This window comes from Streptomyces sp. NPDC002676 (genome assembly GCF_053592455.1).
The window spans coordinates 219,860-241,442 of sequence record NZ_JBSFVT010000003.1; the positions used below are offsets into that span (position 1 = coordinate 219,860).

Here is a 21,583-nt window from a genome sequence, read left to right on the forward strand (position 1 = left end):
GTCAGCCCCAGGTGCGCGAGCACAGCACCAGGCGGTAGCCGTCCGGGTCGGCGACCGTGACCCCGTGCACGTCCCAGTACGGATTGTGCGCGGGGACGCGGGTGCCCCCGGCGGAGAGCAGGCGGTCGACCAGGGCCTCGTCCACGGGGCCTCCCAGGTAGACCACGAACAGGTCGTCCACCGTCGGGGTGGGCTCCAGCGGGGCCTCGGGGTCCTGGGTCAGCTCGAAATGCCAGGACCCGCCGGGCGGGCCGACCATCAGCAGATCGTGCTTGCCGGGCACCCGCTCGGTGGTCCGCCACAGCACGTCGAGCCCGAGGCCGGTCACGTAGAAGTGCTCGGCGGCGGCGAGATCGCGCGAAGGCCGGGCCACGCGCACATGCGTCGTTGCGTCGATCTTGGTCATGTCCGCGACCCTACGACCGGACATGACGGCGTGTCACCTGCCTGGGCCCTACGACGGGCGGGCCCGGGGCGGCCGTGGTGGCATGGGCGCATGTCCACGCCGCCGGCCCTGCTCCCCGAGCCCGTCCGCCGCCTTGCCGCCTGGTGTGTCGTGCTGCTGCTCGTCGCCGGGGTCGGCTGGGTCGGGGTGCGGCTGTGCTCCGAGTTCCGTACGGCGATCACCCCGGTGCTGCTCGCGCTGCTCGGCACCGCGCTGCTCGGGCCGCTGTACCGGCAGCTGGTGCGGGCCAGAGTCGGTCCGTCGGTGGCGGCGGGGCTGACGTGTGTCGCCGTCCTGGCCGTCGTCGGCGGGGCCGTGTACATCGTCGTCGCCGCGCTCATCGACACCGGCGACCAGATCATCTCCTCCCTCCGCGACGCCGCCAAGGGCGTCTCCCAGCACTTCGGGGCCGCCGGGACCGGTCTGGACGACCTCGCCGCCAACTCCCGCAAGCTGCTGAGCAGGTTCGGCGGTACGGCCGCCTCCAACGTCATCAGCGGGGTCAGTGTCGCCGCCGAGTCCATCGCCATGGCGGTCCTCGCGCTGCTGCTCGTCTTCTTCTTCCTGCGTGACTCCGAGCGCGCCGTTCAGACCCTCAGATCCGTCGCCCCCGGCGACACCGCCGACACGCTGGAGGCCATTGCGCGGCGCGCCTTCTACGCCGTCGAGGGGTTCATGCGCGGGACGACCCTCATCGCGCTCATCGACGCCCTGTGCATCACGGTCGGCCTGCTGATCCTCCAGGTGCCCGGCGCGATCGGGCTCGGCGCGCTCGTGTTCGTCGGCGCCTACATCCCCTACCTCGGCGCCTTCATCTCCGGCACGGTGGCCGTGCTGGTCGCGCTCGCCGACCGGGGGTTCGTCATCGCCCTGTGGGCGCTCGGTGTCGTCGTCGCCGTGCAGGTGCTGGAAGGGCATGTGCTCCAGCCCGTGATCCAGAGCCGGACCGTGCAGATGCACCCGGCCGTGGTGATGCTGGCGATCACCGCGGGTGCCTCCGTCGCGGGCATCCTCGGCATGCTGCTCGCCGTACCGCTGACCGCCGCCGCCTTCGGGGTCGCACACGAGCTGCGGGTGCGGTACGCCCCGAGCAAGTCGGCCGGGTCGGCCGAATGAGTCAGGGATGACGGCGGGGAACGGGGCACCGGAAATGGTGGGGAGCCGATCTTGGCGTGCCCGGTACCCTTGATGGGTCCGGGCCCCGTGCCCGTTCCCGCCTGGTCCTGAGACCCGGCAGGAGAAAACCCCACCACGAAGGACGATGAACGACGATGCATCGGTACAGGTCCCACACCTGCGGCCAGCTCCGCGCCTCTGACGTCGGCACCGACGTCCGGCTGAGTGGCTGGCTGCACAATCGGCGCGACCTGGGCGGCATCCTCTTCATCGATCTGCGCGACCACTACGGCATCACGCAGCTGGTCGCCCGCCCCGGCACGCCCGCGTACGAGGCCCTGGACAAGATCTCCAAGGAGTCCTCGGTCCGCGTCGACGGCCGCGTTGTTTCACGTGGAACCGAGAACATCAACCCCGAGCTGCCCACCGGCGAGATCGAGGTCGAGGTCGGCGAGGTCGAGCTGCTGGGCGCCGCCGCCCCGCTGCCGTTCACGATCAACGCCGAGGACGGGGTCAACGAGGAGCGGCGCCTGGAGTACCGCTTCCTGGACCTGCGCCGCGAGCGCATGCACCGCAACATCATGCTGCGTACGGCGGTCATCTCCGCCATGCGCCACAAGATGTCCGCGATGGGCTTCAACGAGATGGCGACGCCGATCCTGTCCGCCACCTCCCCCGAGGGCGCCCGTGACTACGTGGTCCCCTCCCGTGTGCACCCGGGCAAGTTCTACGCCCTGCCGCAGGCCCCGCAGCAGTTCAAGCAGCTGCTGATGATCTCCGGCTTCGACCGCTACTTCCAGATCGCGCCCTGCTTCCGCGACGAGGACGCCCGCGCCGACCGTTCGCCGGGCGAGTTCTACCAGCTCGACATCGAGATGTCCTTCGTCGAGCAGGAGGACATCTTCCAGCCGGTCGAGAAGCTCATGACCGAGCTGTTCGAGGAGTTCGGCGGCGGCCGTCACGTCACCTCGCCCTTCCCGCGCATCCCGTTCCGCGAGGCGATGCTCAAGTACGGCTCCGACAAGCCGGACCTGCGCGCCAAGCTGGAGCTCGTCGACATCACCGACATCTTCGAGGGCTCGGAGTTCAAGGCCTTCGCCGGCAAGCACGTGCGCGCGCTGCCGGTCCCGGCGGTCCAGGACCAGCCGCGCAAGTTCTTCGACCAGCTCGGCGAGTTCGCGATCTCGCTCGGCGCCAAGGGCCTGGCCTGGGTCCGCGTCGGCGAGGACGGCGCGCTGTCCGGCCCGATCGCGAAGTTCCTCACCGAGGAGAACGTCGCCGAGCTGACCAAGCGCCTCTCCCTGGCCCCCGGCCACGCGGTGTTCTTCGGCGCGGGCGAGTTCGAAGAGGTCTCGAAGATCATGGGCGCCGTGCGCGTCGAGGCCGCCAAGCGCGCCGGCCACTTCGAGGAGGGCGTCTTCCGCTTCTGCTGGATCGTCGACTTCCCGATGTACGAGCGGGACGAGGAGACGGGCGCGATCGACTTCTCGCACAACCCGTTCTCCATGCCGCAGGGCGGCCTGGAGGCCCTGGAGACCCAGGACCCGCTGGACATCCTGGGCTGGCAGTACGACATCGTCTGCAACGGTGTCGAGCTGTCCTCCGGCGCGATCCGGAACCACGAGCCGGAGATCATGCTCAAGGCCTTCGAGATCGCGGGCTACGACCGCGAGACCGTCGAGGAGAAGTTCGCGGGCATGCTCCGCGCGTTCCGCTTCGGCGCCCCGCCGCACGGCGGCATCGCCCCCGGCGTGGACCGCATCGTCATGCTCCTCGCGGACGAGCCCAACATCCGGGAGACGATCGCCTTCCCGCTCAACGGCAACGCCCAGGACCTGATGATGGGCGCGCCGACGGAGCTGGACGAGGCGCGTCTGCGCGAGCTGCACCTCACCATCCGCAAGCCGCAGCCGAAGTAAGTAAATAAGTAACTGACGAAGGGGCCCGGAACCGTGATCGGTTCCGGGCCCCTTCGCGTGAGCCAGGACTGGCTGGGACCAGCCGGTATCAGGACAGGGACTTGTAGCCGCCCCATCCGGTGGCGATCTGCGTGCGCGCCCCGAACGAGCCCTTCCCGTCACCGTAGTTGCGGTACAGCTTGCCCGCGGTGTCCCGCACGACGAGGTCCGCCCTGCCGTCGCGGTTGAGGTCGCCGACGCCGACGACGGCGTTGTACGAGGCACCCCAGTTGCTGAACACCTTGGCGCGGGCCGCGAAGGTGCCCTTGCCGGTGCCGTTGTAGCGGTAGAGGGTGTTCGAGGCGTCCTGGGCGAGGAGGTCGCCGATGCCGTCGCCGTTGAGGTCGCCGGTGCCGACGAGCTTCTTGTAGCCCTTCCAGCTGTCGTACAGCTTCACGCGGGCGGACAGCGTGCCGGTGCTGGTGCCCTTGTACAGGTAGACCGCGCCGGTCGAGGCGTTGCGGGCGATCAGGTCGGCCCGGCCGTCGCCGCTGATGTCGCCGGGCGAGGTCAGCAGGTCGTACTGGGTCCAGCCGCTGGTCGCCAGCGTGGTGTACGGCGTCGACGGCGTGAGCGCGGCGCCGCAGCCCGGCTTGTACAGCCTGAGGGCGCCGCTGCTCAGCCGTACCAGCACGTCGTTGCAGCGGTCCCCGCTCAGGTCCCCGAACGGGACGGCCTTGATGCTCGTCGCCCAGCCGCTGCCGCTGACCTTGTCCCCGAACTTCCCGGTGCCCGTGCCGATCTGGAAGGTGAGACCGCCCGAGGAGTTGAGGGTCAGCAGGTCTCCGAGGCCGTCCATGCCGTCGGGGCTGCCGAAGTCGTGCCGTACCGGCGCCCCGTTCTGGAGGAAGCCGGTGCCGGTCTTCACGGTGGTGGCCGTCGACGTGCCGAGGCCCGTCGCCTTCAGGGTCCACGTGAACCGGCCGTTGGGGAAGCGGCCTCCGCTCGCGGTCTTGCCGTTCCAGTCCGCCCGGACCCAGGCGTCGGTCGCGCCGCCGGTGATCGTGCGGGTGGCCCTGCCGGTGTCCCCGCTCTCCACCGAGGTGAAGGTCAGCGACCAGGAGGTGGCCGGGCGGGACAGCAGCCACGCGCCGTTCCAGGAGGCGGTCGAGGACGGCATGGCGTAGTCGCCGGCGGTCGACCTGAACGCGGTCGGGGCGGACGGGGTCACGCCGGTGGTGGCGACGTGCGTCTGCTCGTAGCCGTCGAACCAGGCGACCAGGCCCGTGTACTCGTCCACGGTCCAGCGGTAGCGGCGGTCGGCCGGCAGACCGGTGTCCGGGACCCGGGAGGCGACCACGCGGGTGGCGCCGGTGGCCGCCTCGGTGAGGACCAGCTCGTCGGAGGCGTGGTCGTGGCGGACGGTGAAGCCGTCGCCGAGCAGCACATCACCGGGGGTGACGGCGAGGGCCGTACCGGCCTTGGTGTCGTAGACACCCGCCGAGGCCGTGCCGCAGGACCAGTACAGCCAGCGGCCCGCCGCCTGCAGCTCGGTCGGGACGCAGCCGGCGCCCGGGATCGTCACCGTGGAGAGGGTCTTGTCCTCGGTGAGGCTGTACGAGGTGACCTGGCCCGCGGTCGAGCCGGCGCTCCAGAGGGTGGAGCCGTTCAGGGCGGCGGCGCGGACCGAGCGCTTCAGCTTCTGGGCGTAGCCGAACTCGCCGACGTACTGCATGGGCGTGGTGCCGCCGGAGTTGTAGACGGCGTAGCCGTCGGACACGTCGACGATCGCGCCCTTCTCGGTGCCGAACTCCAGGCCGGGGACGCCGGCCCCGTCGCCGATGCGGGCCAGCCGGTCCGCGTGCGTGAGGCCGCTTCCGCCTTCGTCGTCGTCATAGAACGTCTCGAGGTAGACGTCCCAGGGGTAGGTGCCCTTGTTGCCCCACATCACCGAGCAGGTGGTGCCCGCGTACGGGCACACCGGGGCGACCTTGGAACCGGCCGTGGCGGCGGACGCGGTGAGCGTGGTGCTGCCGTTCGTGGTCAGGGTGCGCACCGAGGTGGTGTCCATGTAGCTGCTGGGGTTCACCTGCGCCACGCGCAGGCTGCCCCGGCTGAGCGCGAGACCCGTCTTGCGGTTCTCGAACGGCGCGACCTTGTACACCTTCTCCAGCTGCGGGGTGCCGTCCGCGCCCTGGCGGACGCGCTGCACCCACCAGTCGGCGGCGACCGTGCCGCCGGTGACGAGGGCGGAGCCGTCGGGGGTGGCCACGGGGTCGCCGTAGGACTGGCTGAGCAGGGTCTTCGTGGAGCCGTCGGTCAGGGAGACGGCCGTGACGGTGCTTCTGTTCGCCACCAGGACGAGCCAGTTCCCGACGAGCACCGGGTAGCCGCCGGTGCCGTTGCCCGGCACCGGGACCGTCTCCTCGGCGGCGAGGTCGGTGCGGGACTTCAGATGCAGACCGGAGGCGGCCGAGAACCAGCCGATCCGGTCGCCGCTGACGACGAGCGACAGCCCGTCGTCGGCGCCGGTGAAGACCTGGGTGAGCTCGGCGGTGGCGAAGTCGAGGTAGTCGATGTCGTAGGACGCGTGGCCGGCCGAGTCGTAGACGGTGTACGCGAGCAGCGCGCCCTTGGCGTCTCCGGTGCGCATGGAGGTGCTGCCCGTCCGCCGCGGCTTGTCGGCCGGGATTCCGGCCACCTCACGGGTGCGCTGCACGCCGTCGACGTAGTCGAGCAGCTTCACCCCGGTGCCGGGCAGGGGCGTGCCGTCGGCGGCGGTGCCGCTCTCGTCCCTCGCGACGACCGTGGTGCCGTACGTGCCGACGTAGTCGAGCCGGGGCATGTCCAGAGTCCGCAGGGTGCCGGCGCCGTCCGGTCCGTCCGGGGTCCACAGCGACACGGGTTCGGTGTACGTCCGGTGCGGCAGCGCCACGGTGTCGGCGCCCTGCCCGAAGGTGCCTGAGGGGCAGGAGAGGTTGATGTCCCAGCAACTGGTGGTGGTCGGCTGGTACGGCTGGCCGGCGCCGGCGTTGCCGGGCGGGGTGTTGACGGTGACGGTGCTGCCGTCCTCGTAGCTCGTCCAGAGCAGTCCGGCGACGCCGCTCTGCCGGTGCAGGAAGCCGGTCTCGCCGGCCGCGAGCACCCGCTCCGTGCGAGGGTTCGGCGAGTTCGGGTCGTCCAGGACGAGTTCCGTGGTGCCGGCGGACTGTGCGGTGGCCGCGCGGGCGGGCTCACCGCCCCCGGAGACCACGGTGAAGGTCGCGACCGCGACCGTGAGTGCGGAGACGGCGGCGGTCAGACCGCCCCGTCGCAGGGCGTGTCTGCCCACGTGAGAGTCCCTCCCGGCGAGGGCCTCCGCCCTCGCACAAGTGAGCGGACTTTACCAGTCCCTTTCCGGCTCTTTACTCGGGGCCTGGGGGCTTTACTCCTCCGGCGGCAACTCGCCTTCCTCCATCAACCGCTCGGCGATGTCGTCGGACCAGTGCTGGGCCCAGGCACGCAGGGCTGTGATCGCGGGCTCGCTCAGGCCGTACCGCGTGAAGTCCGCGTCGGAGTAGAAGTCGCTGCCGGTGAGGCGGGACTGGAGCGTGGGCAGGGCGAAGGGGTCGTGGGCGTGGCGGCGGCCCAGCTCTTCCAGGTCGGGGAGGGAGAAGCGGGCGGCGGCGGCCTGCGCGTCGATCAGGTCGACGGCCGCGCCCCGGTCGTACAGCGCACGGATCTTGGTGCCGACGGCGTCCTCCAGCGAGAGGGCGGGGCCGTACTCGGTCAGCTCCGGCGGCTGCCAGAAGGCCTCCTTGTGCAGGGCCAGTTCGCACGGCCGGCCGGTCGGCGGGTCCATGACCGTCAGCTGCGCCGTGAGCGCGGTGACGGCCGCGGCCCGCACCTGCCGGCCCCGCGCCTCCAGCGCCGCGCCGACGGCACGCGCCATCCGCTCCATGGGTTCGGTGCTCTCGCTGGCGAAATCGAGGTTGGCGTGCGGACGCCGGAGCAGCCCGTGCGCCTGGAGGGCGTAACCGCCGGCGAGCACGAACACGTACGGGCTGCCGACCGAGACGAGCTCCTCAAGGAGCCGCCGGTGGGAATCGGGGAGGTTCACGGCTCCCGTACTCTGCCAGAACGGGAGCGGGGCGTCTGCGCACCCCGCTCCGCCGTTCACTCAGGCCGAGGATGATTCCTGGGGCCCGGCGAACACGTCTTCCGCACCAAGGGTCATTCCCCGGCCTGGTCCGTGGTGCCCCCTGTGTCCTCCGCGAAGAGGTCGTGGATGCACTCCACGTGGGGCGTCCGGTCCAGCCAGCGGCTGAGGAGGTCCCTCCATGTCTGTCGGGCCGGAGTGTCCCCCAGGCCGTCGGACGGTTCGACGCGCAGGACGGTGTCCACCCGCAAGTTATGGGCAGTCAGGTGTGAGCTGTCCGGGTGATGGGGATGCGTTCCCTCTTTCGAGGGGCGAGGGAACGTTCAGCCCTTGCGCTGCCACCAGCGGCGGCGGGCGGGTGTGGACGGTTCGAGGACGGGGAGGGCCGCGAGGGCCTCGCGGATCCGGTCGAACGTGGCTACCGGGTGGTGGCCGAAGCCCTTGTCGTCGGCGGGCAGCAGGACGCCCGCGCAGACCAGCATGAAGCTGTCGGGGCCGTCCTCCTCATGGGGCGCGGAGTAGAAGACCGGCGCACCCACACAGCCCGCCGGGAGTTCGGTGCTCCAGCGGATCGAGCCGTCCTTCATGCGCGCCAGGGCGCCCACCACGACAGCCTGGTCCCGGGCCCCGGTACGCGGCGCCACATCGTGGACCAGAGCGTACGCCGTGACCGGCTTGGCGGTGATCCGTGCGATGTCCTCGGCCCGGGCCGCGGCGCCGTCGGTGATCTCGTCCGTCTTCCACTGCCAGCCCTTGTCGGCGGCGTACGCACGCAGGAACGCCGCGGACTGGACGGCCACGCCGAGCCCGGGCAACTCGGTCCAGCCCTGCGCGAACTGCGTGAGCAGCAGCCGCTCGTCGCTCGGCGCCGGGTCGCACAGCTCCGGCCGCATGGCCACCTCGGCGACGTCGTAGCGGGTCTGTTCGACGGCGGTCACCAGCAGCGGGCGGACCGTGTCCGCCTCTTCCGTCGACTCCAGCAGCTCGTTGAACCAGAAAAGAGTGCCGTACGGGCCAGGGCGGTTCGCCCGCTCGAAGGCGAGCGTGGCGCGGCCCGCGTAGGAGTGGATGGCGTCGATGGTGGCCTGGTGGAGGCTCGGGGGCTCTTGGCTGGGTGGCTCTTGCGTGGACATGAAGTCAGACATTAGATGAGGCCGACGCCAGGCGCGGCGGGCGGTCCATGGGAAAGGCGTGACCCGGCCACCCCGCCCAGAGGCCGAGCCGGAACGGGTTCCCGCCCCTCCGGTCGGGCGCGGTCTGTGCCTGGTCCGTGTGTCAGAAGCCCAGATACGACCTGGTATGTGAGCTCACTCCGGCCTGGACGGTCGGATCGAGCTGCTGAAGTTTCCGGACGGTACGGCCGTGGGGCGCTCGGATGGCGCGTTCAACGGCCGACCCATCTCCGAACCCAAACACCTGCGCATTCTTGAGTTGCGGTATGGCGCCATCCGGGCTCAGGCGCTCTCGTCAGGGGAGTCGCTGGCCCTCGTCGAGCAACTGCTGGGAGAAACATGATCCGCAAGACCGTTGCCGGGGACGCCTCCGAGCTGGCGTGGTTCAAGAGCAGCTACAGCGGCGGCAACGACGGCAACTCCTGCGTTGAGCTTGCCGTTACCCCCGGCACCGTCCACGTCCGTGACTCCAAGACCGTCGGAGGCCCCCAGCTTGCGCTCGCGCCCGGCGCCTGGGCGGACTTCGTGGCGCACGCCTCGGGGATCTGATCGCTCGGTGGTCTGCGTCCGGCCGATGGGGGAGCGCGTACCCCTACTGACGCCGTCTCGGCGCGGCCCGGGCGGGGCCTGATCGGAGCCTGGTCCCCGGCAAGGGTGTTTGGAGTAAAAGGGCCACTCGCATCGAGCATGTGCTCAGGTCGAAGGGCTGAAGCGTGGCCCAAATCCTCCAATCACGGGTCGCACCCGGATGCGGCCACAGCGGGTGCCCCCGGGACTCCGGTATGCGGCCAGACGACTCGTGGTCCATTCAGTGACAAACTTCTCAAATCGACGCAAGATCCAGCGAAACCGACCCCGCTATGACTGGTTGTGCAAGAAAGTGCCGCTGATATTGCAGAAACAAGCGTTCGGCGGGCACTGTAGCTCCCGGCACGTCACCCCGAACGCGTTTCGTAGACGGGAGACCCCTTGTCCGAGAGAGCTCGCACAGCGCCGAGATCCCCCCTTCGCCGCGCCCTGTCCGCCGCGGCCGCAGCGACAGCCCTCGCGCTCGCCGGTCTTGCAGCACCCTCCGTCGCGTCGGCCGCTGCCGCCGACGCCCCCTACCCCAACCTCACCCCGACCCCGCCCATGGGCTGGAACAACTGGTCGTACTACGGCTGCGACATCAGCGAGCCCACTGTCCTGTCCAACGCCCGCGCGCTGGTCTCCTCCGGCCTGGCGGCCAAGGGCTACGACACCGTCACCACCGACGACTGCTGGATGACCCACAGCCGGGACGCCGAGGGCAACCTCGTCCCCGACCCTGTCCGCTTCCCGTACGGCATGGGGTACGTCGGTGAGCAACTCCATGCCATGGGGCTGAAGTTCGGCATCTACGAGGACGCGGGCACGGCGACCTGCGGCGGCTACCCCGGTTCGTACGGTCATCTGCGCCAGGACGCCGACCTCTTCGCCAAGTGGAAGGTCGACTATCTGAAGCTGGACGGCTGCAATGTGCCGGTCCCCTCCGGTCAGAGCGCCGACGACGTCTACCACAAGGTGTACGGCGACATGAGCAAGGCGCTGCTCGCCACCGGACGTCCCATCGTCTACTCCGTCTCCGCGCCCGCCTACTTCGAGGGCGAGAGCGACTGGCACCACGTCATCGGCTGGTCGGCCCAGGTCGGAAATCTGTGGCGGGAGGGCGCCGACATCGCCATGGAGCCCGCCTCCGCGCGCGGCAAGTGGGCGTCCATCAAGTACAACTACGGCTACAACGTCGCGCTGGCCGACCTGCAGAGCCCGGGCCGCTGGAACGACCCCGACTTCCTGCTCGCCGGCCAGTCCAGGCTCACCGGCGACGAGATCCGCAGCCAGATGTCGCTGTGGTCGGTCATGGCGGCCCCGCTCATCTCCAGTACCGACCTGACGAAGATCTCCCCCGAGGCGCTCGCTGCGCTTGGCAACGAGGACGTCATCGCAGTCGACCAGGACGCCAAGGGGCTGCAGGGGCGCATTGTCCAGCAGGGCGACGGCTACGACGTCCTCGCCAAGTCCCTCGCGAACGGCGACCGTGCCGTGGCCCTGTTCAACTCCTCGGACCGGGCGCAGACCATCACGACCACGGCTGCCGAGGCCGGGCTGCCCGCGGGGTCCTCGTATCTGCTCAAGGACCTCTGGTCGAAGAGGACCACACAGACCACCGGCACGATCGCCGCGAACGTCCCCGCCCACGCGACCGTGCTGTACCGGGTGCGCACGGCGACGGCCCACCGGGTCCAGCCGGCCACCGCGATCACCTGGACCAGGACCGGCGGCACGGATTCCACGTCCACGTGGCGGGTCGGTCTGGCGGACCACGGCCCGACCGGACTCACCGGCGCCACGCTGCGGCTGCGCGCACCCGACGGCTGGACCGTCAGTCCGTCGACCGTGTCTCTCGGCCGCGTCGGGCCCGGCGGGACGGCGAGCGCGACCGTCACGGCCAAGGGCCCCGAGGCCGAACCCGGCACCACCGTCACCTCCCTGACCGCGACCGCCGACTACCGGGCCGGAAGGGCCGGCGAAGGCAGCGTGTCCGCGGATGCCACGGTGGTCATGGATGTGCCCTACCCGAACCTGGCCGCCGCCTTCAACAACGTCGGCGTGACCAATGAGGCGGCTCCCCCGGCCGAGGGCAACTACACCACGGGCGACTTCGACGGCGGCGGCGACACCTACTCGGCACAAGCCCTTGCCGCGGCCGGTGTCACCCCCGGCGCCAGGCTCACCAAGGACGGCGTGACCTGGACGTTCCCCGACGCCAAGCCGGGAATGCCGGACAACGTCGCCCTGGCCGGTCAGTCCATCACGATGTCCGGCAGCGGCTCCGAACTCTGGTTCCTCGGTGCTGAAGCCGGATTCACCACCGGCCAGGTCAAGGTCACCTACACCGACGGCACCACGAGCACCGGCACCCTCGGCTTCCCCAACTGGTGCTGCACGTCGGACACCGCGTACGGCGCGACGACTGTCGTCACGACCGACCACCGCAACACCCCGGCCGGGCCCGCCAACTTCGGCATCGGCTACAAGCTGTTCGGCAACTCCGTGCCGCTGACGGCGGGGAAGACCATCCGCACGATCACCCTGCCCGACGCGGATCCGATCCACGTCTTCGCGATCACCGTGCAGTAGCTCGCGGTACCGGACCGGCCCGGTGGTCCACCCACTGCCGGCCGAGTCCCCGTCGCGGACAGAACCGCGGAGGCGAACCGGGTACGGAGCGAGGACGGTGAAGCCTCCGGGGCTGTCGGCCTCGGAGGCTTCACTGTGTCTGAACTCGACGGTTGCTGCTGCGAGCGGTGGGCGCCCGGGGGGGCAGGGTCAGCCCTCCTGGCCGCCGAAGCGCTCCTTGTACGTCTCCAGGTCCTCGTCCGTCAGCTTGGCGAACAGGACCGGAGGCACGGTGAACGGGGTGCCGGCCGGGACGGCGGTCAGGGCCTTCGCCTCGTCGACGGTGACCCAGGCCGCGGTGTCGTCGGCGAGGGAGAACGCCTGGCGCATCGTCTGCGCCGTCGCCGGGATGAACGGCTCGGAGACCACCGCGTACAGGTGGATCAGGTTCATCGCCGTGCGCAGGGTGAGGGCCGCGCCGTCCTTGTTCGTCTTGATCTCCAGCCAGGGGGCCTTCTCCTCCAGGTAGGAGTTGCCGGCCGACCACAGGGCGCGCAGCGCGGCGGCGGCCTTGCGGAACTGGAGGGACTCCATGTGCGACTCGTACTCCGCGAGGAGCGAGGCGATCTCCTCGCCGAGGCGGGCCTCCGCCTCGCCCGGCTCGCCGCCGGCCGGCACGTCGTCGCCGAAGCGCTTGCGGGAGAAGGACAGGACACGGTTCACGAAGTTGCCGAGGGTGTCGGCGAGGTCCTTGTTGACCGTGGCCGTGAAGTGCTCCCAGGTGAAGGAGGAGTCGTCCGACTCGGGCGCGTTGGCGATCAGGAAGTAACGCCAGTAGTCCGCCGGGAGGATCTCCAGGGCCTGGTCGGTGAAGACGCCCCGCTTCTGCGAGGTGGAGAACTTGCCGCCGTAGTACGTCAGCCAGTTGAAGGCCTTGACGTAGTCGACCTTCTTCCACGGCTCGCGCACGCCCAGCTCGGTGGCCGGGAACATCACCGTGTGGAAGGGGACGTTGTCCTTGGCCATGAACTGCGTGTAGCGGACGTCGGTGTCGGCGTCGTACCACCACGACTTCCAGTCGCGGTTCTCCGGGTCCTGGTCCGCCCACTCGTTGGTCGCGCCGATGTACTCGATCGGGGCGTCGAACCAGACGTAGAAGACCTTGCCCTCGGCGGCCAGCTCCGGCCAGGTGTCGGCCGGGACCGGGACGCCCCAGTCCAGGTCACGGGTGATCGCGCGGTCGTGCAGGCCCTCGGTCAGCCACTTGTGGGCGATGGAGGAGGCCAGCTGCGGCCAGTCCTTGTCGTGCTTGGCGACCCACTCGCGGACCTCGTTCTCCAGCTTGGACTGGAGGAGGAACAGGTGCTTGGTCTCGCGGATCTCCAGGTCCGTGGAGCCGGAGATCGCCGAGCGCGGGTTGATCAGGTCGGTCGGGTCCAGGACGCGGGTGCAGTTCTCGCACTGGTCGCCGCGGGCCTTGTCGTAGCCGCAGTGCGGGCAGGTGCCCTCGACGTAGCGGTCCGGGAGGAAGCGGCCGTCGACGGGCGAGTAGACCTGGCGGATCGCCCGCTCCTCGATGAAGCCGTTCTCGTTCAGCTTCCGGGCGAAGTGCTGGGTGATCTCGCGGTTCTCCGGGGAGGAGCTGCGGCCGAAGTGGTCGAAGGCCAGCGCGAAGCCGTCGTAGACCGCCTTCTGCGCGTCGTGCGCCTGGGCGCAGAACTCGGCGACCGAGAGCCCGGCCTCCTTCGCGGCCAGCTCGGCGGGGGTGCCGTGCTCGTCCGTGGCGCAGATGTAAAGGACGTCGTGGCCGCGCTGGCGGAGGTACCGGGAGTACACGTCCGCCGGGAGCATGGACCCCACCATGTTGCCCAGGTGCTTGATCCCGTTGATGTACGGAAGGGCGCTGGTGATGAGGTGTCGAGCCATCGTGGCTGCTCCCAGGTCGCTGCGTTTTCTGCGGTTTCGAACCTTGAAATCGTAGCTGACAGGGGTGGGCCGCCCGCTTCCCGTTTTGCTGGGTGGGAAGGGGCGGCCGGGGGGTGAGACGGGTGGCTACGGTCGGTTACGGGCGCCAGGCCGCGAGTACGCCCTGGTAGAGCTCGGTGTCCGTCAGCTCGCGGGGGGTCGGGCCCGCGTGGAAGAAGGACGTGTTGCCGGTCTTCAGCTTGCGGAGGTAGTCGAAGGCCTTGTTGTCGTGCTCGCCGAAGGCGACGAAGGAGAAGAACACGGAGGGGTGGTTCTTCGCGGCCTCGGTGAGGGACTGGGTGGCGGGGGTCTTGGCGTCCGGGGCGCCGTCCGTCTGGAAGACGACGAGGACGGGGGTGGCGGGGTCGTCCGTCGTCTTCTCGTGGTGGGCGAGTACGGCCTCCACGGCGGCGTGGTAGCTGGTACGGCCCATGCGGCCGAGGCCGGCGTGGACGTCGTCGATCTTGGTCTCGTGGCCGGTGGCGAGGGTGAGGTCGGTGGTGCCGTCGACCTCCGTGGAGAAGAAGACGGTGTGGACCGTGGCCTCGGGGTCCAGGTGCGCGGCGAGGGCGAGGGTCTGGTCGGCGAGGGCCTGGGCGGAGCCGTCCTTGTAGTACGGGCGCATGCTCGCGGAGCGGTCCAGCACGAGGTAGAGCTTCGCTCGGGTGCCGGTGAGGCCGGCTTCTTCGAGGGTGGTCTGGGCGGCCTTGTAGGCGGTGACCAGGGTGGGGGCGTTGTCGCGCACGTGGGTGAGGGGGGTGGCGGGGGTGGCGATCTCGTTCCCATCCGCACCACCCGTGCCGGTTTCGTCGTCGACTACGGGTGCCCCCTGCGGGGCGCCCTCGCCGTCGGCGTCTGCGGCTGCGTGCGACTCCTCGGCCTCCGCGACAGCCTCCGGCTCGGTGGCCATCGGTTCTGCAGCCAGGGGTTCAGAGGCTTCGGGCTCCTCGGCCTCCGGCTCGATGGGCTCCGGCTTCTCAGCCACGGGCTCCTCAGCGAGGGGCTCAGCAGCCTCCAGCTCCGCAGCCTCGGGCTCCTCGGCCTGCGGCTCCTCAGCCACGAGTTCCGCAGGCTCCGGCTCGACGGCCATGGGCTCGGCTGCTTCCGGCTCGATGGCCATCGGTTCTGCAACCAGGGGCTCAGCAGCGTTGGGCTCTACGGCCTCCGGCTCCGCAGCCAGGGGTTCCTCGGCCTTCAGCTCCGCAGCTTCCGGCTCCTCGGCCAGGGGCTCACCATCCTCAGGCTCCTCGGCCTTCAGTTCTGCGGCCTCCTGCTCCACGGTCACGAGGTCCGCAGGCTCCGGCTCGACGGCCACGGGCTCGACTGCTTCCGGCTCCGCAGCCAGGGGCTCCTCGGCCTTCAGCTCCGCAGCCTCCGGCTCCTCGGCGAGGGGCTCAGCAGCCTCCAGCTCCGCAGCCGCGGGCTCGGCAGCCGCGGGCTGCTCGGCCTCCGCCTCCTCGGCCTCCGCCTCCTCGGCCTTCGCCTCCTCGGTCTCCAGCTCTACGGCCTGCGGCTCCTCGGTCACGAGTTCCGCAGCCTCGGGCTCGACGGCCTCGGGCTCCTCGGCCAGGGGCTCGACGGCCTCGGGCTCGACTGCCTCCGGCTTGACGGCCATCGGCTCCTCGGCCTGCGGCTCCTCGGCCTGCGGCTCCTCAGCCGCGAGTTCCGCAGGCTCCGGCTCGACAGCCTCGGGCTCGACTGCTTCCGGCTCCGCGGCCACCGGCTCCTCAGCCGCAGCCTCCGTAGCCAGGGGTTCCTCGGCCTCGGGCTCGGCAGCCACGGGCTCCGCAGCGAGGGGCTCAGCAGCCTCCAGCTCCGCAGCCAAGGGCTCGGCAGCCTCGGGCTCGACGGCCACGGGCTCGACTGCCTCCGGCTTGACGGCCATCGGCTCTGCGGCCTGCGGCTCCTCAGCCACGCGTTCCGCAGGCTCCGGCTCCGCGGCCACCGGCTCCTCAGCCGCAGCCTCCGCAGCCAGGGGCTCCTCAGCTTCCGGCTCGGCAGCCTCGGGCTCCTCGGCCAGGGGCTCCGCAGCCTCGGGCTCGTCGGTCTCTGCTTGCACCGGCTCCTCGGCCTTCGCCGGCACATCCGTCTGCACCGGCGTCTCCTCCTGCACCGGATCCGTCGGAGACGCCGGGCGGGGGACTCTGACGTTGTCGAAGGCCGCTGCTACGAGGTCGTGGTCCTCGGTGTTCGCGGTGGGCTCGGGTGAGGAGGCCTCGGTGGGCTCGGGGAGGGATTGCGCGGGGACGCGGTCCGCACCCTCTGCTTCGGCTCGTGTTTTGCGGGAGCGGCCGAATGTGTTCCGCAGGAGAGTGAGAATGCCCATGTGCGCAACCCTTCGCATGAGGTGATGCCCGCCAATCCCTGGCCAGGACGGACACGTAAGGTTAGCGGCCCCAGATGACGATCTCAGTGCGGTGACGCGATAGCCCTGGCCGCCGCCACCTCCTGGCGCAAAGGTTCCAGCACACTGCCCGACGGCCCCGTCAGGTCCGTGCGGACCGCGATCAGGGTGTCGGCCTGGCGCACGCCCTCCGAAAGCTCCCTCAATTGCAGGGCCACCTGGGCGATTTCGGACGGGGACGGGGGCGGGGCGCCGTGGATGACGCGGACGCGGGCCGCCGTCGTCGCGTCCACGATGCGTTCCACCGCGACCACCAGCGGCCACCAGGCCGTCGCCCGGCGGCCCATCGGCGGCGGTTCGGTCAGGGCCCGCTGGAACTCCGTGCGGATGACCGACAGGTTGCGGTAGAGGCGGCGGCGCATGCGGGCCCGTGCCGCCGCCGCGTCCGGTCCGGCGTCCCCGGGCGGCTCCGCGAACGCCGTTTCCACATAGCGCGCCATGTCCGCCACCGCGTCCGCCAGACGGTCGCCCACCCGGCTGTGCCAGCTCTCCGGCCAGAGCAGGTAGCCGACGACCAGGGCGATCGCGCAGCCGATCAGGGAGTCGAGCAGGCGGGGGAGCAGCAGGGCCGTTCCCTTGTGGTTCAGGATGTCGGAGAGGACGAGGATCGCCGGGGTGATGGCGGCGGTCTGGTAGCCGTAGCCTCGCGGGGTCAGGGCCGGGATCAGCGGGGCCAGGAGCAGCAGCGCCGGTACGTCCGCCCAGCCGCGCGGCACCTCCGCCAGCACCGCCGCCGCGATCACCAGTCCCGCCACCGTGCCGAGCGCGCGCAGCAGGGCCCGGGAGAAGACCGAGCCGAAGTCGGGCTTGAGGACGAAGGTGATGGTCAGGGCGACCCAGTACGAGCGCGGTACCGGGATCAGGGAGACCAGGGCCTGGGCGATGCCGATGCACAGGGCCAGGCGCAGGCCGTAGCGCCAGGAGTTGGCGGAGAGCATGACGTTGCGGGTGGCCCGAGCCGTACGGATGCTCAGCGTGGCGGGGCGGCCCAGGCGGTCGTCGATGCCCCGGGGGTCCACGTCGGGCACGGCGACGACCTTGGCCGCGTGCCGCAGCGCGTGGTCCACGGCCCTGGCCGTCTCCGTCGTGGGCACGGGGAGGGACGGGAGGGCTGTGGGGGCCTTGTCGCCCGTCTCGATGGCCTGGGCCAGGCGGCGGACCGCCTCGGGTATCTCCGCAGGGAGCGGGCGGCCGTACAGGTGTGCCGCCGGGGCCGCTTCCAGCACCGGGGTGATCGCGTTCAGCTCGGCCAGCAGGCGGGTCAGGTCGGGGCTGCGGCCGTGGTGGCGGGCGCGCCGGGCGAGGATCAGGTCGTACGACTGGTTCAGGGACTGGGTGACGGCCCGGCGGGCCTCGTCGTAATCCCCGCTCTCCCCGGTGCCTGAGGCCGCCAGGAGGGCTGCCGCCGCGCGGTACGTGTCCGCCACCGCCGCGCGTTCGGGGACGCCCGAGCGCAGCGGCCAGGCCAGCAGGGCCAGCAGCAGGACGAGGAGGCCGCCGCCGGTCATCAGGGCCGGGGCGAGCCACCAGGGGCCGGGCAGCGGAAGGCCCGCGCCGATCACGCAGTCGAGCAGGAGCAGCAGCCCGGAGACCGAGGCGACCGCGCCGATCGTCGAGATCATCCCGGAGACGAGGGCCACCCCGGTGACCGCCGCCACCGCGTACCAGCCGTGGCCGAAGACCAGGAAGCCCAGGGTCACGCCCACCGCGCCGAAGAGCTGCGGGACGGCGATGTTGAAGATGCGCATGCGGTAGGCGTCGGCGGTGTCGCCGATGACGCCGGACAGGGCGCCCATGGAGGCGAGCGCGCCGTAACCGGGGCGTCCCGCGGCGAGTCCGATGGCCAGGGGGAGGGCCATGGCCACGGCCGCCCGGGCCACCGCCGGCCAGTTGACCGGCGCCTGCTGCGTTTGGAGGTTCCGGACCAGCCAGTCGGGAGGGGTCAGGCCGATGGGGAACTCGCGGGGCATGTGGCCATTATGGCTGGTGGAGGCGGTTCGGGTTGGTCTACGAGCGGGCGTCCACCCTCGCCAGGAACTTCTCCAGCGCCCCGTTGAACTCCTCCGGGCGCTCCAGATTCGGCATGTGGGCCGCCCCAGCGATGACGCACAGCTCGGAGTCCGGCAGGGCCGCGTGCATCGCCTCGGCGTCCGCGACCGGGGTGTACGTGTCGTCGGTGCCCACCACGACCAGCGCGGGGACCGTCACCCTCGTCAACAGGTCGCGGTAGTCGGGGCGTTCTGCCCGGCCGCGCAGGGACGCCGCGGCGCCCTCTGGGGCGGTGGCCGTCATCATGCGGTGGACGTGGGCCTTGACGGCCGGGTCGGCGTAGGGGGCGACCATCTTCTCCAGGACCTCGTCGGCGTAGCCGCGCATGCCCTTTGCCAGCAGCCGGTCGGCCATCGCGCGCCGGCCGAGCCTGCCCTCGGGGGTCTCCGGGGCGGGGAAGGTGTCCGCGAGGACCAGGCCCCGGACGCGGTCGCCGAAGCGGTCGTAGCACTCCATGACGATCTGGCCGCCCATGGACAGGCCGGCGAGGACGAACGTGTCCACGCCGAGGGTGTCCAGCAGCTCCTCGATGTCCTCGGCGTGGCGGGAGAGCGGGACCGTGCCGGGGGTCACGGGAGAGGCGCCGTAGCCGCGCAGGTCGGGGGCGATCACCCGGCGGGCGGTGGAGAACCCCGCCAGCTGCGGGTCCCACATCGTGCGGTCGAAGGGGTGGCCGTGGATCAGGACCAGGGGGGTCCGGGCGGGAGTGGCAGGGGTTGCGGGGGATTTGTGAGTGTATGTGAGGAACGGGGGCATGTGATCGACCCTAGGGTGCCGCCCTCGCTCGGGGCAATAAAATCTTTGCCCTCGGTGCAATCCAACGCGCCTTGGCAAAGGGGGACTTGTGGGGGACTACCGGCGTATCGCCGACCGGATAGCGGACGACATCAACGGCGGACGGCTGCGGCCGGGGCAACGGCTGCCGCCGCAGCGGGTGTTCGCCCGGCGGCGCGGGATCGCGCCCTCGACGGCGGGGCGGGTGTACGCCGAACTCGTGCGCCGGGGACTGGTGGTGGGCGAGGTCGGGCGCGGCACGTTCGTGCGGGCGACCGAGCCGGACGGGCAGCCGGGGCGCGCGCTGACCGAGGCGGCCGGTGTCGCCCCCGTGAACCTGGAGCTGAACTACCCGTCCGCGCCCGGTCAGTCGGAGCTGCTGGCCCCGGCCCTCGCCCCGCTGCTGCGGCCGGACGCGCTCGGGTCGGCGCTGCGCCCGGCCGCGGCCACCGGCACCGGGGCGGCCCGGGAGGCGGTCGCCGGGCTGCTCGACGGCGGAAGGCCCATCGGAGGGCCGCGGACCGACCCGGCTTGCGTCCTCTTCACCGGCAACACCCGCCAGGCCATCGCCGCCACGCTCGCCTCGCTGGTCCGGCCTGGCGGCCGGGTCGGTGTCGAACCGCTGACGTATCCGCTGGTCAAGGAGATCGCGGCCCGGCTCGGCCTTGTCCTGGTCCCGCTCGCCACGGACGCGGACGGGCCGCTGCCCGAGTCCGTCGTTGCCGCTCACCGCAGCGCTCCCCTGTCCGCCCTCTACCTCCAGCCGACCCTGCACAATCCGACCTCCCTCACCATCGGCCCGGAGCGGCGCGCTCAACTGGCCGAGGTCACAAGTCGATTGGAGATACCGGTCGTGGAGGACCGGATCTGGTCCTTTCTGCGGCCCGGCGGCGAGCCGTCGTTCAGCACTCTGGTACCCGAACTCGGGCATGCCGTGGACGGGTTGTCGAAGAGGGTCGCGCCGGGGCTCACGGTCGGGTTCGTCGTCGTACCGGCCGGGCGGGTCGAGGCGGTGGAGCGGGCCATCCGGTCCGGTGGGTGGAGCGCGGGCTCGTTCGCGCTGGAGGCCGCCGTGCGGTGGATCGGAGACGGCACCGTGCACCGGCTGACGGCCGCCAAGCGGCGGCAGGCGGAGCGGCGGCAGCGGCTGGCCGCCCAGGAGCTGGCCGGGTTCGCCGTACGGTCCGATCCGGGCGGCTACTTCGCCTGGTGGGAACTGCCCGCGCCGTGGCGGGCGGACACCTTCACGGCCGCCGCGCGGGCGCACGGGATCGCGGTCACGCCGGGTACGGCCTTCTCGGTCGACCCCAGCCGGACCCCGGACGCGGTCAGACTCGGGCTCGGGTCGGCGCCTGAGCCGGAGCTGGTTCGGGCGCTGCGGACTCTGGCCCGCGTCGCGCGGGGCGGCCCGGCCGGAGGTACCGCAGGTACCGGGTGAGCCAGGCCGTCAGGGCCACCGCGAGGCCGAGGGCGAGCAGGAGCCAGGAGACCGTGCGCAGGGTGTCGGTGAGAGCGTCGTAGACGGCGCCCGCGGCCGGGTGGGACACGTCGGCGGGCAGGCCGGAGAGGGTCAGGGCGCGGCCGGCGGCGAGGCCGAGGCCGAGCAGGGCGCCGCCCAGGGCCGTGCCCAGCGCGGTCGCCGCGATGGCGCGACGGCGGTGGACGGCGAGCGCGATGCCGGCGACGGCGAACGCCACGGCGGCCACCGGTAGCCAGAATCCGGCGACTTCGAGCACGTGGAACCCCTTTCGGAGCGGGGCCAGCCGGTCCGCCGAGAGCACGGCGACCGCGGTGTGTTGCACCGGGATCCGTGCGGCGAGCGGCACATGGTCGTGGGTGAGCTGGCTCTTGACCTGCGCGGTGACGGGGGCGAGGTCGACGGTGACGGGCCGGTCGCCGTCGTCGCCCTCCGTGCGGTCCTCGCGCAGGGCGCGCAGCACGGCGTCGTGCGTGACCCGGTTCCCGGTGTCCCAGGCCAGCCGGAAGGCGCGGGTCTGGGTGAAGGAGCGCACCGCCTCGCGCACGAACGGGCGGACGGAGCCGCGCAGCGGGCGCGCGTCCAGGTGCAGGTCCACCTCACGCAGGATGCCGTCACCGAGTGCGTCCGCGACGGCTTCCCGCACGTCCGGGTCGGCGGCGAGGGGCGCCATCGTGGTGACGTAGCGGCCCGTGTCGGTGAGCCCGTACGACGCCCAGGCCGCCAGCACGCCGAGCGGGGCGAGGAGGCAGGACAGGGCGAGCAGTACGGCCGACAGGGCGCTCCTGAGGCGTGGGGGCACTCTTCCAGGCAAGTGCGCCGCAGGCCGCCGCGCGAGCGGTACGACTGCAATCGGGCGGCGCTCCGGTGGAGGGTTCACCCGAACGGGTGTTTCCTGGTGTTGGTGGACGTCGCCGAGTGCCGGGGGTTGGCTCGGCGGCTGGTGAGGAGGGAAACACAGGGGAGTGCGTGGGCCCCGGCCTTCCCCGGCCGGGGCCCACGCGCAG

Annotated in this window: 15 protein-coding genes and 1 pseudogene; 6 read left to right on the plus strand and 10 right to left on the minus strand. The window is 71.4% G+C overall.

All coding sequences use genetic code 11. The annotated features are described in order from the left end of the window. Position 1: 1 nt before the first annotated feature. The gene (locus ACWD3E_RS11355) at positions 2–406 is read right to left on the minus strand and encodes a VOC family protein (protein WP_451387303.1); all 405 of its coding nucleotides are present in this window, start codon (positions 404–406) and stop codon (positions 2–4) included. A 90-nt stretch (positions 407–496) separates the two neighbouring features. Here ACWD3E_RS11355 and ACWD3E_RS11360 point away from each other — a divergent pair, with 90 nt between their 5' ends. Together ACWD3E_RS11360 and aspS are read left to right on the plus strand one after the other, a co-directional pair. Beyond that, on the plus strand, positions 497–1,561 hold the full coding sequence (locus ACWD3E_RS11360) for an AI-2E family transporter (protein WP_451387304.1): 1,065 nt from the start codon (positions 497–499) through the stop codon (positions 1,559–1,561). A 155-nt stretch (positions 1,562–1,716) separates the two neighbouring features. Further along, complete coding sequence (gene aspS / locus ACWD3E_RS11365) at positions 1,717–3,480, plus strand: aspartate--tRNA ligase (RefSeq protein WP_451387305.1); 1,764 nt, start codon at positions 1,717–1,719, stop codon at positions 3,478–3,480. Between the two features lie 88 nt (positions 3,481–3,568). Here aspS and ACWD3E_RS11370 read toward each other — a convergent pair whose 3' ends face one another. The 4 genes from ACWD3E_RS11370 to ACWD3E_RS11385 all read right to left on the minus strand — a co-directional run bounded on the left by ACWD3E_RS11370 (position 3,569) and on the right by ACWD3E_RS11385 (position 8,730). Further along, the gene (locus ACWD3E_RS11370; RefSeq protein ID WP_451387306.1) at positions 3,569–6,790 is read right to left on the minus strand and encodes an FG-GAP repeat domain-containing protein; all 3,222 of its coding nucleotides are present in this window, start codon (positions 6,788–6,790) and stop codon (positions 3,569–3,571) included. 93 nt (positions 6,791–6,883) lie between these two features. Beyond that, positions 6,884–7,558 carry a nucleotidyl transferase AbiEii/AbiGii toxin family protein gene (locus tag ACWD3E_RS11375; RefSeq protein ID WP_451387307.1) on the minus strand — a complete coding sequence of 225 codons (675 nt, stop codon included), beginning with the start codon at positions 7,556–7,558 and terminating at the stop codon, positions 6,884–6,886. 113 nt (positions 7,559–7,671) lie between these two features. Next, positions 7,672–7,842, minus strand: coding sequence for a hypothetical protein (locus ACWD3E_RS11380; RefSeq protein ID WP_451387308.1), 171 nt, complete (start codon positions 7,840–7,842; stop codon positions 7,672–7,674). A 78-nt stretch (positions 7,843–7,920) separates the two neighbouring features. Further along, positions 7,921–8,730: a hypothetical protein gene (locus ACWD3E_RS11385; protein ID WP_451387309.1), complete on the minus strand. Its 810-nt coding sequence runs from the start codon at positions 8,728–8,730 to the stop codon at positions 7,921–7,923. A 175-nt stretch (positions 8,731–8,905) separates the two neighbouring features. On the opposite strand from ACWD3E_RS11385, the pseudogene ACWD3E_RS11390 reads away from it, so the two are divergent. The 3 genes and pseudogenes from ACWD3E_RS11390 to ACWD3E_RS11400 form a co-directional block, all read left to right on the plus strand. Then, positions 8,906–9,112: pseudogene (locus tag ACWD3E_RS11390) on the plus strand (Scr1 family TA system antitoxin-like transcriptional regulator); the annotation flags it as partial. After that, positions 9,109–9,318: a DUF397 domain-containing protein gene (locus tag ACWD3E_RS11395; RefSeq protein ID WP_451387310.1), complete on the plus strand. Its 210-nt coding sequence runs from the start codon at positions 9,109–9,111 to the stop codon at positions 9,316–9,318. The pseudogene ACWD3E_RS11390 and the gene ACWD3E_RS11395, both read left to right, overlap by 4 nt. Before the next feature lie 420 nt (positions 9,319–9,738). Next, positions 9,739–11,928: an NEW3 domain-containing protein gene (locus tag ACWD3E_RS11400; RefSeq protein WP_451387311.1), complete on the plus strand. Its 2,190-nt coding sequence runs from the start codon at positions 9,739–9,741 to the stop codon at positions 11,926–11,928. A gap of 189 nt (positions 11,929–12,117) precedes the next feature. On the opposite strand, the gene metG is transcribed toward ACWD3E_RS11400, so the two are convergent. The 4 genes from metG to ACWD3E_RS11420 form a co-directional block, all read right to left on the minus strand. Next, positions 12,118–13,833 (minus strand): methionine--tRNA ligase, encoded by a 1,716-nt coding sequence (gene metG / locus ACWD3E_RS11405; protein ID WP_451387312.1) that lies wholly within the window; start codon positions 13,831–13,833, stop codon positions 12,118–12,120. 136 nt (positions 13,834–13,969) lie between these two features. Then, the gene (locus ACWD3E_RS11410; protein ID WP_451387654.1) at positions 13,970–15,487 is read right to left on the minus strand and encodes a VWA domain-containing protein; all 1,518 of its coding nucleotides are present in this window, start codon (positions 15,485–15,487) and stop codon (positions 13,970–13,972) included. A gap of 794 nt (positions 15,488–16,281) precedes the next feature. Further along, positions 16,282–18,246, minus strand: a complete 1,965-nt coding sequence (locus tag ACWD3E_RS11415) for an FUSC family protein (RefSeq protein WP_451387313.1) — start codon at positions 18,244–18,246, stop codon at positions 16,282–16,284. A 37-nt stretch (positions 18,247–18,283) separates the two neighbouring features. After that, positions 18,284–19,081 carry an alpha/beta fold hydrolase gene (locus ACWD3E_RS11420; protein ID WP_451387314.1) on the minus strand — a complete coding sequence of 266 codons (798 nt, stop codon included), beginning with the start codon at positions 19,079–19,081 and terminating at the stop codon, positions 18,284–18,286. Between the two features lie 88 nt (positions 19,082–19,169). Between ACWD3E_RS11420 and ACWD3E_RS11425 the strand changes: the two genes are divergently transcribed. Next, the gene (locus ACWD3E_RS11425) at positions 19,170–20,537 is read left to right on the plus strand and encodes an aminotransferase-like domain-containing protein (RefSeq protein WP_451387315.1); all 1,368 of its coding nucleotides are present in this window, start codon (positions 19,170–19,172) and stop codon (positions 20,535–20,537) included. Here the strand turns inward: ACWD3E_RS11425 and ACWD3E_RS11430 are convergent. Continuing rightward, positions 20,428–21,378, minus strand: coding sequence for a hypothetical protein (locus ACWD3E_RS11430; protein WP_451387316.1), 951 nt, complete (start codon positions 21,376–21,378; stop codon positions 20,428–20,430). The genes ACWD3E_RS11425 and ACWD3E_RS11430 overlap by 110 nt on opposite strands. Positions 21,379–21,583 lie beyond the last annotated feature (205 nt).